The organism is Erythrobacter sp. W302b, from assembly GCF_046452395.1.
Lineage (GTDB): Bacteria > Pseudomonadota > Alphaproteobacteria > Sphingomonadales > Sphingomonadaceae > Erythrobacter.
The window spans coordinates 239890-252558 of the sequence record NZ_JBKFDH010000001.1; the positions used below are offsets into that span (position 1 = coordinate 239890).

General features: G+C 65.2%; 12 protein-coding genes and 1 tRNA gene. 7 read left to right on the top strand and 6 right to left on the bottom strand.

The genetic code is table 11. The annotated features are described in order from the left end of the window. The first annotated feature begins 109 nt into the window (after nt 1–109). Nucleotides 110–1240, top strand: a complete 1131-nt coding sequence (locus ACLBKT_RS01230) for a tyrosine-type recombinase/integrase (RefSeq protein WP_410181169.1) — start codon at nt 110–112, stop codon at nt 1238–1240. On the opposite strand, the gene ACLBKT_RS01235 is transcribed toward ACLBKT_RS01230, so the two are convergent. From ACLBKT_RS01235 to sppA, 3 genes are all read right to left on the bottom strand, one after another. Then, nucleotides 1237–1416: a hypothetical protein gene (locus ACLBKT_RS01235; protein WP_410181170.1), complete on the bottom strand. Its 180-nt coding sequence runs from the start codon at nt 1414–1416 to the stop codon at nt 1237–1239. The two genes, ACLBKT_RS01230 and ACLBKT_RS01235, sit on opposite strands and share 4 nt — an antisense overlap. Nucleotides 1417–1628: 212 nt before the next feature. Next, nucleotides 1629–1703: transfer RNA gene (locus ACLBKT_RS01240), tRNA-Val, on the bottom strand. A gap of 100 nt (nt 1704–1803) precedes the next feature. Continuing rightward, a complete protein-coding gene (sppA, locus tag ACLBKT_RS01245) occupies nt 1804–3696 on the bottom strand; it encodes a signal peptide peptidase SppA (protein WP_410181171.1) in 1893 nt (630 codons plus the stop codon). 116 nt (nt 3697–3812) lie between these two features. Between sppA and ACLBKT_RS01250 the strand changes: the two genes are divergently transcribed. Both ACLBKT_RS01250 and ACLBKT_RS01255 read left to right on the top strand, forming a co-directional pair. Beyond that, entirely contained in the window at nt 3813–4832 is a 1020-nt protein-coding gene (locus tag ACLBKT_RS01250; RefSeq protein WP_410183625.1) for an aspartate carbamoyltransferase catalytic subunit, read from the top strand. Continuing rightward, nucleotides 4829–6064, top strand: a complete 1236-nt coding sequence (locus tag ACLBKT_RS01255) for a dihydroorotase (RefSeq protein ID WP_410181172.1) — start codon at nt 4829–4831, stop codon at nt 6062–6064. Before ACLBKT_RS01250 ends, ACLBKT_RS01255 begins: the two co-directional genes overlap by 4 nt. A gap of 69 nt (nt 6065–6133) precedes the next feature. On the opposite strand, the gene ACLBKT_RS01260 is transcribed toward ACLBKT_RS01255, so the two are convergent. From ACLBKT_RS01260 to ACLBKT_RS01270, 3 genes are read right to left on the bottom strand one after another with little or no spacing between them, the layout of a single operon-like run. Then, a complete protein-coding gene (locus tag ACLBKT_RS01260; protein WP_410181173.1) occupies nt 6134–7507 on the bottom strand; it encodes a tetratricopeptide repeat protein in 1374 nt (457 codons plus the stop codon). Nucleotides 7508–7560: 53 nt separating this feature from the next. Continuing rightward, on the bottom strand, nt 7561–8265 hold the full coding sequence (locus ACLBKT_RS01265; RefSeq protein ID WP_410181174.1) for a hypothetical protein: 705 nt from the start codon (nt 8263–8265) through the stop codon (nt 7561–7563). A 21-nt stretch (nt 8266–8286) separates the two neighbouring features. Then, a complete protein-coding gene (locus ACLBKT_RS01270; protein WP_166546098.1) occupies nt 8287–9009 on the bottom strand; it encodes a ParA family protein in 723 nt (240 codons plus the stop codon). Between the two features lie 249 nt (nt 9010–9258). Here ACLBKT_RS01270 and ACLBKT_RS01275 point away from each other — a divergent pair, with 249 nt between their 5' ends. From ACLBKT_RS01275 to bfr, 4 genes are all read left to right on the top strand, one after another. After that, a complete protein-coding gene (locus ACLBKT_RS01275) occupies nt 9259–10287 on the top strand; it encodes an SPOR domain-containing protein (RefSeq protein WP_410181175.1) in 1029 nt (342 codons plus the stop codon). A gap of 96 nt (nt 10288–10383) precedes the next feature. Next, entirely contained in the window at nt 10384–11682 is a 1299-nt protein-coding gene (locus ACLBKT_RS01280; RefSeq protein ID WP_410181176.1) for a DUF418 domain-containing protein, read from the top strand. Between the two features lie 148 nt (nt 11683–11830). Then, nucleotides 11831–12031: a bacterioferritin-associated ferredoxin gene (locus ACLBKT_RS01285; RefSeq protein ID WP_234031848.1), complete on the top strand. Its 201-nt coding sequence runs from the start codon at nt 11831–11833 to the stop codon at nt 12029–12031. Nucleotides 12032–12169: 138 nt separating this feature from the next. Beyond that, nucleotides 12170–12652 carry a bacterioferritin gene (gene bfr, locus ACLBKT_RS01290; protein WP_410181177.1) on the top strand — a complete coding sequence of 161 codons (483 nt, stop codon included), beginning with the start codon at nt 12170–12172 and terminating at the stop codon, nt 12650–12652. Nucleotides 12653–12669: the final 17 nt, after the last annotated feature.

Here is a 12669-nt window from a genome sequence, read left to right on the forward strand (position 1 = left end):
GCGAGAAAGCCAACCGTCTCGGTGCCCGGCATAAGATTGGCCGCGCTATGCTAATTACGCCTGCCCAGATGGAATTTATCCTTAGTGCAGGGGAAGGGGAGGACGCAAAATGCCGCTCGAATGTTACCAGCGCGGCGCGACCTGGTGGGTCCGCGGCCGGATTGAACACCAGGGCACCCCGATCACAGCCTACTACCGCTGCAGCACTGGCGCATCTGACGAGCAAGGCGCAAGGGCGTGGATCAGGGAAGAGGAAGCCCGGCGGATCCGTCGTCACCTTCTCGGGGACGAAGCAGGCCTGACCTTTGCCGAGGCGGTGCTGCTTTACGATGCCGACCCGAAGACCGCCGATTACCTCATTCCACTGACCCAGAAGATCGGCGAAATGTTGATCGGCCAGATCACCCCGCGCTTCGTGCGCGAGCTCGGCGCCGAGTTCTATCCGGCCAGCGGCACCGCCACATGGGTCCGGCAAGTGATCAGCCCGATTCGTGCGGTGATCAACAACGCGCACGATCTGGGCAAATGCCCGCCGATCAGGATTAAGGGATACTCGAAGGCCGAGACAGTCGCGCAAGACAAGGCTCGGGGCAGATCTGGCCGCCGCCGCTATCCGCCAGGATCATGGGAATGGCTGCTCGCCTTCCGCCAGCACGCTAGCGCCCGCCACGGTGCGCTCGCGTTACTGATGTTCTGCACCGGCGCGCGGATCAGCCAGGCGTGCGAGATGCACCCCGGCCGCCACCTCGATCTGCAAAACGGCAAGGCCTGCATACCAGGCGCGAAAGGCGCGCCCGATCGCTGGCTCGACATCCCGACCGAACTGGTGGTGGAGTTGGCGAACCTGCCGCCGCTCTATCCGCGGGGCTGGGAGCGAAAGAAGGAGAACCTGCGCGTTTTCGGATGGAGCTCGCGCAGCGGCCCGCGCAAGGGCTGGGAAACCGCCTGTCGCAATGCAGGGATCGAGTTCATTCCGTTCCACAGCGCTGGCCGTCACGGCTTCGGTCAGGAGATGAACGTACGCCAGAGCGTCGATGAGAAGGCGGCGGGAGAATGGGGCGGGTGGAGCGACACCAATCTGATGCGCCGCACATACACCCACGCCGAGGGCACCAAAGCCAAAGTGCATGGCGCGTTCTACGCAGGCCTGCGCGCGGCCGAAGCGGCGACTGGCCTGCAGCTGGCAAGGGGTCCTGGCGGGAAGCTCAGCACCGCCGCGCCTAAGCGGAAGGCCGGCTAGGCCTTGGCGGGATAAAACCCGTCCCCGTCGATTTCGTCAGCCGACACCTCTTCGCCAGTCCTTTCGATAAGTGTGAATTCCCCGTGCTTGATCGCTTCGCGGGTGGCTTTGCGGGCAGCGACCTTCTCGTACCCTGAGATGATGTCGAACTGCTTGAACGCATAGACCATTGGCATGACGGTCTCCCCCGAAGTGACCGAAGCCAGTTATTTGCGCGAAGCGGCAAAGTCTATCCGGCAAGAACAGGGCGAGACCAAAGGCCTGCGGTGTGTACGGGATTTGTACGGAATCGGCCCGCATCGGCCTGCATTTTCGCGTAATGTTCCGCATCGGCCGCAACGACCATCTTTCCAGCCAGAGCTAAAAGCCTCTGAAACCTTGGGAAAAATGGTGGGCGCGACAGGGATTGAACCTGTGACCCCACCCGTGTGAAGGGTGTGCTCTACCGCTGAGCTACGCGCCCGTCCGTGGGGCCGTATGACCCGGACAGGGGGGCGCCTTTAATCGGGCCTTGCGCGCTTGGCAAGCGCTCGCGGTGAGGTGACGTGCGATTTCGCTGATGCTCAGCTGCCGGCCAGCCACGCCAGCAGCGCCAGCATCCCCGCAGGTCGCTTCGTGGGGGAGGGCGGGGGCGCTGCGCTCGGCGGGCACTCGGCACAGAACGCCTGAACGCCGCGCGTTCCCAGCAGACGCTCGGCATCGCGGGCCAGCCTTGCGCCGAGGTTCTCGCTGCGCGCCGCTGCCATCGCGAACAGATCGCCATTGTTCACCGCAGGCGCCCGGGCGGTTTGGTTGGCAACCAGGCGCCGGATAAGCGAATCGTAATTGGCGGCCTGCTCACCGAGGTAGACCGCGTGCCATCCGCCGTCCTTCAAACCAGCCTTGGCCGCCGCCCAGCCGAGCGCGGCGTCCAAACCGCCGAATTCGTCCACGAGCCCCTTCTGGCGCGCGGTTCCGCCGTCCCACACTTGACCTTGTGCGACGCTATCGACCTGGTCGACCGGCATGCGCCGCGCCTTGGCGACGAGGGAGATGAAGTCCGTGTAGGTGCCGCTGATCGAGGTCTGGAACAGCGTGTCCATTTCCGGGCTGAAGCCGCCGATGAAGTCGGGCTGGCCCGAAAGCGGCGTGGTGCGATAGCCATCGGCATTGACCCCAAGCCGGGCGGCGGCCTGTTCGAAGGTTGGCACCACGGCGAAGACGCCGATCGAGCCTGTGATGGTATCGGGCTCGGCAAAGATCCGGTCGCTCGACGTGGCGACCCAGTAGCCGCCGCTTGCCGCGACATTGCCGAAGGACACCGCCACGGGAATCTTGCGGTCGCGGTGGCGCTGGATCGCGCGGCGGATTTCCTCCGCCGCAGTGGCCGACCCGCCCGGCGAATCGACCCGCACCACCAGCGCGGCAAAATCATCGTCGAGCGCCTCGTCGAGCAGATCAGCGATCCGCCTGCCCCCGGCGATACCCGGTCCGGCTTCGCCATCGACGATCTCGCCCGCGATGGTGACCACGCCGATGGCCTTGCCGGAACGATCCTTACCGGCATCGGCGAGGAAGGCGCCGAGCTCGCTTGTGGCATAGGTGCCGGGCAGGTCGCTCCACGGGTCCTTGCCCACCAGTTCCGCCACCCGCGCACCAAACTGGACGCGGTCGCCAAGCTTGTCGACCAGCCCTGCGGAGACGGCCGCTTGCGCCAGATCACCGCCCGAACTCTGGATCCAGGCCGTCGGATCGCTCGTCACCCGCGCCAGGGCGAGCTTGGGACGGGCCTTGCTGACATTGGCCTGCCACTCCTCCCACATCGCGCCGTACAGACCGCCAAGGTTCTGGCGCGCCTCGTCCGACATCGAACTGCGCGAATAGGGCTCTACCGCCGATTTGAACGCACCCACGCGGTACACCCGCGCATTGACGCTCAGCTTTTCGAGCAGGCCTGCATAGTAAAGCCGGTTGCCGCCCGGCCCGGAGATGACGGCTAGGCCCTGCGGATCGAGCCACACTTCGCTCGCATGGGCCGCCAGCAGCATGTGATCATCGGCATAGCCGACCGCATAGGTCAGCACCGGCTTCTTCGCCTTGCGCACCCGGTCCATCGCTTCGCCGATGTCCTTGAGGTGCACCTGACCGCCGCCGAGGAAGGTGGTGAGATCGAACACCACGGCCTTGATGCGATCATCGGTTGCCGCCGCGTCCAGCGCGCGGACGATGTCGCGGGCGCGGTATTCGCCGACCGGGGCGGTGCCCGACAGCAGTGTCTCGATCGGATCGAGTACCGATTTTTCCTCGACCAGAATGCCGTCCAGATCGATCAGGAGTGCCCCTTCGCGCACCTGACCGGGATTGGGGCGCGCCGAAAGGATGGCAAACAGGGCCATAAAGAACAGCAGCATGAACAGGAGCACCAGTCCGTCCTTGATCCCCACGAGGATCTTCCAGACCTTGCCGACAAAGTTCATGCATTCGTTCCTTCAGCTTGCCCCGCCGATTTAGGGACTTTGCACGCCAACTGCTATCGGAAACCTTACGCGATGGGTTGAGCGGCGGATGAGGCTCGACTAGGGGCATGAACTTGATGGATGCACGCGAGACTTCACCGGCACAGGGCCGCTTTCCGGCCGGGCGGTTGGCGTTTCCGCATCGCGACCTTACCGCGATTGGCCGGTTGCAGCGGCACGAGATTCTCTATGTGCTCGATCAGGCCGAGCAATGGGTCGCGCTCAACCGCCAGCGCACCAAGCATACCGACCTGCTGGCGGGCCTGACGATCATCAACGCCTTCTTCGAAAACTCCACCCGCACGCTGCTCAGCTTCGAGATCGCGGGCAAGCGGCTGGGGGCGGACGTGGTCAACATGCACGCCGCGCAAAGCTCGGTGAAGAAGGGCGAGACGCTGATTGATACCGCGATCACGCTGAACGCGATGCGCGCCGATGCCATCGTGATCCGCCATGGTTCGTCCGGCGCGACCGGGCTGATTGCGGACAAGGTCGATTGTCCGGTGCTCAACGCGGGCGACGGACAGCACGAACATCCCACGCAGGCGCTGCTCGATGCGCTGACCCTGCGCCATGCGCTGGCCGAGCGGGGCGAGGGGGCCGAGGATTTCACCGGGCTCAATATCGTGATCTGCGGTGACATCCTGCACAGCCGCGTCGCGCGCTCGAACATCCTGTGCCTCACCGCGATGGGCGCGAATGTTCGCGTCTGCGCGCCGCCTGCCCTGATGCCGACCGGGATCGAGGCGATGGGCGTGGAGGTGTACCACCACTTCGACGAAGCGCTGGACGGGGCGGAAGTCGTGATGATGCTGCGGCTCCAGTCCGAACGGATGAGCGGCCAGTTCATTCCCAGCCCGCGCGAATATCGCCACCTTTACGGGCTGACCGCCAAGCGTCTTGCACGCGCCGCGCCGGGCGCGCTGGTGATGCACCCCGGCCCGATGAACCGTGGGGTCGAGATCGACAGCGAGGTTGCCGATCTGGTGCCCCGCTCGCTGATCACCCGACAAGTCGAGATGGGCGTCGCGATCCGCATGGCATGCCTCGATATCCTGACGCGCGAGGCGCGCGGCGTTGACGGGTGGGCCGCATGAAACAGGCGCGTCCGCTCACCATCACCAATGCGCAATTGGTCACCCCCGAAGGTGTGACGTCAGGCGCGCTGCGCTGCGCAGACGGGCTGATCGCCGCGGTGGGAGCGGATGTTGCGGCCGAGGCGGGTGACGAGGTTGTCGATGCGCGCGGCAAACTGCTGGCGCCCGGCATCATTGATCTGGGCGTGTTCGCGGTCGACAAGCCTGCGTTCCATTTCGGCGGGATCACCCGCGCGGCACTGATGCCCGACCAATCCCCGCCGCTCGATCTGCCGAGCCGGGTGGGCTTCATCGCCAAGAGCGGCAAGCCCGACCTCTGGGTTCACCCGCTCGCCGCCGCCACGCGCGGGCTTGAGGGGCGGGAGCTCGCCGAAATCGCGCTGATGCAGGACGCGGGCGCACGCGGGATTGCGACCGGGCGGCGCTGGATCGCTGACAGCGGCGTGATGCTGCGGCTGCTGCAATATGCCGCGATGCTGGATCTGGTGGTCGTCACCCATGCCGAGGATGGCGGATTGACCGGAGAGGCTGCGGCGACCGCGGGCGAGATCGCCACCCGGCTCGGCCTCCCTGCCGCGCCTGCCGAAGCCGAGGCGCTCGCCATTGCCCGCGATATTGCGTTGGCTGAGCTGGCGGGCGCGCGGCTCCATATCCGCCAGGTCACGACCGCGCGCGGGTTCGATCTGGTGCGCGAGGCCAAGGCACGGGGCCTGCCGGTCACCTGCGGAATCACGCCTGCGCATTTCATGCTGTCGGACCTTGCGACCGCCGATTTCCGCACCTTCACCCGCATCTCGCCCCCCTTGCGCGGCGAGGCGGATCGGCAGGCGGCGCGGGCAGCGATTGGCGATGGCACCGTGGACGTGATTGCCAGCGGTCATGATCCGCGCGGGCCGGAAGACAAGCGCCTGCCCTTCGCCGATGCCGCGCCGGGCATGGCCGGGGCCGAGACGCTGCTCGCGATGGTGCTGGGGCTGGTGCGCGACGAGGTGATTGATACGACCCGCGCTTTCGATTGCCTCGCCCGCAATTCGGCGCGCTTGCTCGGCGTTCCGGCCGGTGCGCTCACGGCGGGGCTGGAGGCTGACCTCGCCTTGATTGATCCCGACGCGCCATGGATCATCGACCGCCGCAAGATGGAGGCGACCGCCGATAACACTCCGTTCGACCGGCAGGGTGCGCAGGGGCGGGTGCTCGGTTTGTGGAAGGGTGGGGTCAGCCTGTCCGCATAAGAAAACTCCCGGACGGCGCGAACGCGATCCGGGAGCGAGGCTTGCTCATTCCTGCCAAGGCAGGGAATTTCAGCGGCTGCGCGCGGCCATTTGCACGTCGCGCTTCACCCCGCCGGCGGGCGGCGCCGAAGCGGCATAGGCAAAGCAGCCGCGACCGGAGGACTTGACCGTGCCGCACATCGACTGCGCGCTTTTCGGGCCGAAGCCAGCGGCAGCAACGCGCCAGAAATTGCGGCCATTGACCACCGCTTCGGTAATCACCGGCTTGTGATCCTTGAGCTGCGGGAACTTCGCCTTCAGCATGTTCCAGCCGCGCTCGGCCTCAAGCTTGCTGCTGTAGGACCCAAGCTGGACGAGATGCGTGCCTGCGGCCTTGTCGCTGGCGATCGGTGCGGGTGCCGGTGTGGCCGCCGGGGCCATGCGGCGCTGCGGCGATGCTGCGGCGACGCGCGATGCGGCCGGAGCTGCGCGCGTGGGAAGTTCCTGAACGACCGGGTTCGAAACGTAGCGGATGCCGGAGGCTGAAGGTTCGGACGCGGCGAAGGCCTGCGCGAAGGCGGTGCCCGGCGCGGGCTGGGCGACAGGGGTCGGCGTCGGTGCGACGTAGGCAATTTTCAGCGGCGTAGCTTCGCCCATAGCAACATCGGTCGCGGCTTCCTCTGCCGATACGGCGGCCAGCATTGTCTGGCCCGGGAAGTTGGCGAGTGCCAATTGCTGTGGCTGCCCACTGTCGGCGCGCGGAGTTACATCAAGCAGCGCAGCGATGCGCTGCTGGAACATCTCCGGGGCGGACATCGATGCCCATTGCGACAGGCGCGCGTCGAGTTGGTCGGCCGGCACGTCTTCGGCTGCCATGACCCGCGCCGCGCGCCAATTGCCCGCCAGCGCATAGGTGTAAGCGAGGTTCTGGCGCAGCTTGGGCGTGGTCTGCTCAGCCGAGCGCACCGCGTTCACGAGCACGTGCATCCCGCGCTCTGGCTGTCCCGCCAGTGCCAACGCCAAGCCGAGGTCGGTCGGATCAATCGCCTGCGCATATTCGTCAAGCACGCTGACGGCGGCGCCCGAATCGCCCAGCGCGATCTTGGCGAGCGCGAAGCTCAGCACCGTGCGCGGGTTCTCGTCACCAAGGTCGAGCGCGTCGCCGAAGCTGGTCGCGGCCGATTGGAACCGGCCCGCTTCAAGATAGGCAGCGCCGAGCAGGGCACGATAGCCGGGATTGCGCGGATCGGCACTGACCGCAGCTTCGGCATAGGTGATCGCCTTGTTGACCTGCCCCTTGCTCAGCGCGGTCTGCGCTTTGCTGAAGGAAACCTGCGCGCCCGGTGCCGCATTGGCAGTCATGCTGGACAGCGTCAGGCCTGCAATAGCGGTGGTGATGGCGAGCGCGAGGCGCGGCGCCCGATACGGCTTGGCGCGGCTGCCGGTCTTGAAGCTGCGGTCCATTGTCATTTCCCCCGTAAATCCGGTTGGTTCAGGTCAAGGTGATAGGTTGACGATCAGTGGCGTTTCATATGGTTGGCGATGACATCGAGCTCGTCATATTCGGCCAGCAGCCGGTCGAGCGCTTCGGTCACGAGCGCCTGTGCGCTGACACCTTGCATGGTGGCGGCGAGGCGCAGCTTGAGGTGACGATCGGCATCGAGCCGGAGCGTGAAGGCAGCACGGCGTCCAGCCTGCGCGGCCGGCACGCGGGCACTGCGCGTAGCGCGCGGGCGAGGGGCCGGTGCCGCAGTGACAGGCTCAGCCTGAGGGGCAGGGGCGAGGGCTGCGTATTCGGCGCCTTCGTCTTCGTCCGCGTAGTCTTCCTCGTCGTCGAAGGCCTCTCCGTAAATAGGCTCATCGTCTTCGTCATATTCGGGGTCGGCATCTTCCGGGCCGGTCATCACCGCATCGGCGAGCACGCGCTCTTCAAGGCGGCGCTGCTGACGGCGCACGATCGGACCCCCGCCCGAAAGGGCGCCAGACACGAAATCATCGGCAGAGACATCGGCGTTGATCGGCACGATATCCGCACCGCCACCTTGGCTGTCCGAATCGCCCATATCGTTCCAGCCCAAGTCTTCGAGCTGGTCTTCGGCGAGCGTGGCAATTGCCGTCTCGTCAGCCACCAGCGGCGCGACCTGCGGACGCATCGCGGGCTTCGCGCCGCCCTTGCGGGCCAGCAGCGATGGGCCAAGCGAGGCAAAACCGGGTTCGGACATGGCCTGTTGCCTCCGCTGCGCTTACTGGGCGACCCGGCGACCGAAGCCGCCAGACGGACGCGGCAAGCCGCCGAGTTGCTGCGCCTGCCCATTGGGGGCGGGGGCAAACACGGTGCGGCGGAAGTTCTTTTCGAGCCGGTCGGCAATATAGCGCCACAGCGCAGCGATCTCGGCAGCCGAGCGGCTTTCGGGATCGACTTCCATCACGGTGCGGCCATCGATCATCGAAGCGGCGAAATCCGTGCGGTGGTGGAGCGTGATCGGCGCAACCGTGCCGTGCTGCGACAGCGCGACCGCGGCTTCCGAGGTGATCTTGGCCTTCGGGGTCGCCCCATTGACGACGAACACCAGCGGCTTGCCCGCGCGCTCGCACAGATCGACCGTTGCGCCCACAGCGCGCAGATCGTGCGGGCTGGGCCGGGTCGGCACGACGATGAGCTCGGCGACCGAGATGACCGACTGGATCGCCATCGTGATGGCGGGCGGCGTGTCGATTACCGCCAGCTTGAAGCCTTGCTGACGCAAGACCGCAAGGTCATTGGCAAGCCGCGCCACGGTGGTCTGGGCGAAAGCGGGATATTCCGCCTCACGCTCGTTCCACCAGTCGGCCAGCGAGCCCTGCGGGTCGATGTCGATCAGTACGACCGGGCCAGCGCCAGCGCGCTGAGCCTGGACGGCAAGATGTCCGGACAGGGTGGTCTTGCCCGATCCACCTTTCTGCGATGCCAAAGCGAGTACACGCACGCCTGGGTCCCCCTGGATTGAACCGTCCGGGCCCGCCCTATTGCGACACCTGATAACGGCTGGATGGACACGGGATCGCAGGATACCCCTAATTTAGGGTTAACATCGCTCACCTTCCTGAAAGCTGGCAATCGCTTTGATGCAATGGGTTGTACCGCGCGGCCGTCCGCGAGAGGGGCGGGCAACCATTTGCTAACCTTGTTTCGGCTACGTTGTGCGGGACGGAATTTTTCTCATACCCGGCGAGGCATGACAGCAATGGTAAGGATGATGGCAGCGGAGTTTTCGCGTAAGGTGACGACCGGACTTGGCGTAGCGGTGCTGGCGATGCTGGCCGCGCCCGCCGTGGCCGACGTCAAGGCCGGGGTCGACGCATGGAGCGCGGGCGATTTTGCGCGCGCCGTGGTCGAATGGCAGGGTCCGGCAGCGGCGGGCGATCCCGATGCGCTGTTCAACCTCGCACAGGCCTATCGGCTAGGGCGCGGGGTCGAGATCGACAATGCGCGCGCACGCAAGCTGTATGAACAGGCCGCCAGTCTCGGCCATGTGAAAGCCGCGGACAATTACGGGCTGCTGCTGTTTCAGGAAGGCGAGCAGGAAAAGGCGATGCCGCTGATCAAGGCCGCGGCCGAGCGCGGCGATCCGCGCGCGCAATACGTGCTCGGCCTGTCACACTTCAATGCCGATTACGCCCCGCGCGACTGGGTGCGCGCCTATGCGTTGATGACGCTGGCGAACGGCTCGGGCCTGCCACAGGCGCGTGATGCACTGGCGCAGATGGACAAGTATATCCCGCAAGCTCAGCGCAGCCAGGCCCAGTCGCTCGCCCGAGACATCGAAGCCGGGGCCAAGGCGCAGCGTGCGGCTGAACTGGCCGCTGCCGACCTGGGAACGCGCCCCGTCGCGCCGGCTCCCGTGGTTGCTGCGGTCACGCAGCCAGCGGCCAAGTCTGTGACGCCCGTTCCGGTCGCTTTCACCATGACGCCCAAGCCTGCCCCTGCGTCCCCGCCGCCCGCCGCGGCAGCGCCCGCGCCGATGCGCAAGCAGGGCAAGTGGCGCGTCCAGCTGGGGGCGTTCGGGGTCGCGTCCAATGCCGACCGCCTGTGGACCCAGCTTGGCAAGCACGCCGCGCTCGCCGGCACGAAGAAGACACTGCTGCCCAGCGGTAATCTCACGCGGCTGCTGGCCTCCGGCTTTGCCAGCGAGGCCGAAGCCACCCGCGCCTGCGCCGCGCTGAAGCGTGACGGGAAAGCCTGCGTCGTCGCCGGTCAGGGCTAAGCGTCTGACCAAAGACAAAAGGGCCCCGACAGGCAGCGCTTCCCATGCGCTGAGGACGTGATACTATCCCCTTGTTTTCGGGCCGGGGGATCAGCCATGAATGAGACGCTTTCGCCACAAGCGGCAGGGGAAATCTTCGGCACGCAGGAGCGCGCTGTCGCCCCTGTCAGCGCTGCCGAGCGCATTGACACGCTGGATTTCATCCGCGGGCTTGCGGTGATGGGCATTCTCGCCGCCAATATCGTGGCCTTCGGCCAACCGTTCGAGGCCTACATGTACCCGGCCGCGTTCATGACCGATGCTGGCGATCCGGGCGGGTGGATGTGGATCACGCAGTTCATCCTGATCGACGGCAAGATGCGCGGCCTGTTCACGCTGCTGTTCGGCGCGGGGATGTATCTCTTCATGGAGAAAGCCTGGGCGCGCGGCGCGACGCGCAAGCTTCAGGCGTGGCGGCTGATCATCCTGATGGCCTTCGGGATGATCCACTTCTTCTTTATCTGGCCGGGCGACATCCTGTTCTATTACGGCCTGTTCGGCCTCATCGTGCTGGCCTGCCTGCGGTGGAAGGTGAAAACCCAGCTCGGGGTAGGGCTGGCAGGCTACATGCTTGGGGTGGTGTTCTATGCTGCGGCGATGAGCTTTCCCTGGGCTGTGGTCGACACGCCCTTTGGCGAAAGCTCGCCTGAGATGCTGGAAATGCGCGGCGAGATGGTCGCCGGGATCGATGAGGCTGTGGCGCACGGGGCGGTACCCAATGCCGCAATCGTGGCGGGTGATTATCCCGCGCTGGTAGCGCACCGTCTGGCCGAACAGTGGATGGAGCCGTGGAGCAATGCGCTGTTCTTCTGCTTCGAGACGATTCCGCTGATGCTGATCGGGATCGCGCTTTACCGGATGGGGTTCTTTTCAGGCGGGTTTGACCGGCGAAAGATGATCCGCTGGGGCTTGTTCGGGCTGATCACCGGGGTCGCAGCGCATCTGGCGCTCGGGCTGGTGGCGCAGGCCGGCGGTTTCACATTCTACGGCACGCTCGCCGCCTTCATGGGCTGGAGCCCGCTGCCGCGCCTGTGGATGGTGCTGGGCATCGCCGCCTTGCTGGTGGCCTATGCGCCGTCGGCGACGGGCTGGCTGGGTGAACGGGTGCGCGCGGCAGGACGGGCGGCCTTCACCAATTACCTCGGCACGTCGATCGTGATGATGTTCGTCTTCCATGGCTGGGCGCTGGGGCTGTTCGGACAATTGAACCGTCCGCAGCTTTACATCGTGGTGGCGCTGACCTGCGTTCTGATGCTGGCATGGTCGAAGCCGTGGCTTGATCGCTACCGCTACGGTCCGCTTGAATGGCTGTGGCGGTGTTTGACCTACCGGACGCTGTTCCCGTTGCGGAAGTGAGCCAATCCGGTCGTTGGCGCTGATTCGGCCTGCCACGGGGGAAGGCCGATCGGCTGCACGCTGCGGCACGCAAAAAATTCCTTGTTATTGCGAATAACTCGCATACATTCGTTCCTGCAAACGCTTCGCAGGAAAGATTCGCACGCTCATGTACATCTGCATTTGCAATGCCATTCGTGAAACCGATCTGCGCAAGGCCGCGCTTTCTTGCGAAGGCGACGCTGAAGCGACGTATGCCTGTCTCGGCAAGCGACCCAATTGCGGCCAGTGCCTTGAAGAAGCGCAGGAAATTATCGACGCTGAACGCGCCGCGGCATCATGCGAGGTATTCGCAGTAGAAGCGGCCTGAACCGCGATTGCGAACGTCTCGCAAGCGACTGATTCGCAAAGATATTCCCTGACGCCCCCCTTGCGGACAAGGTTCGGCAACGTGTATCCTGCGCCCAATGCCGCAACCCGGCTTTGATATTGCGCAAAGGACATTCCCATGAAGGGCGACCCCAAGGTCATCGACTATCTCAATCAGGCGCTCACGAACGAGCTGACCGCGATCAACCAGTACTGGCTCCATTACCGCGTGCTCGACAATTGGGGGATGAAGAAGCTCGCGGCTTACGAACGCCATGAATCGATCGAGGAAATGGAGCACGCCGATAAGCTGGCCGAACGCATCCTCTTCCTCGAAGCGTTGCCCAATTTTCAGGCAATCCACAAGCTGAAGGTCGGCGAGACGGTCGAGGAAATTCTCAAGGCCGATCTCGCGCTCGAACACGAGGCGATCCCGCTGCTCAAGGATGCGGCGGAATATGCCCGCAGCGTCAAGGATCACACCTCGGCCGGATTGTTCGAAGACATCCTCAAGAACGAGGAAGAGCATGTCGACTTCCTCGAAACCCAGTTCGAGATGATCGAGCGCATGGGGCTGCACAATTATTGTCAGCTGCAAAGCGCGCCCGCTGGCGACAGCTAAGGGTTATCCGCAGGGGT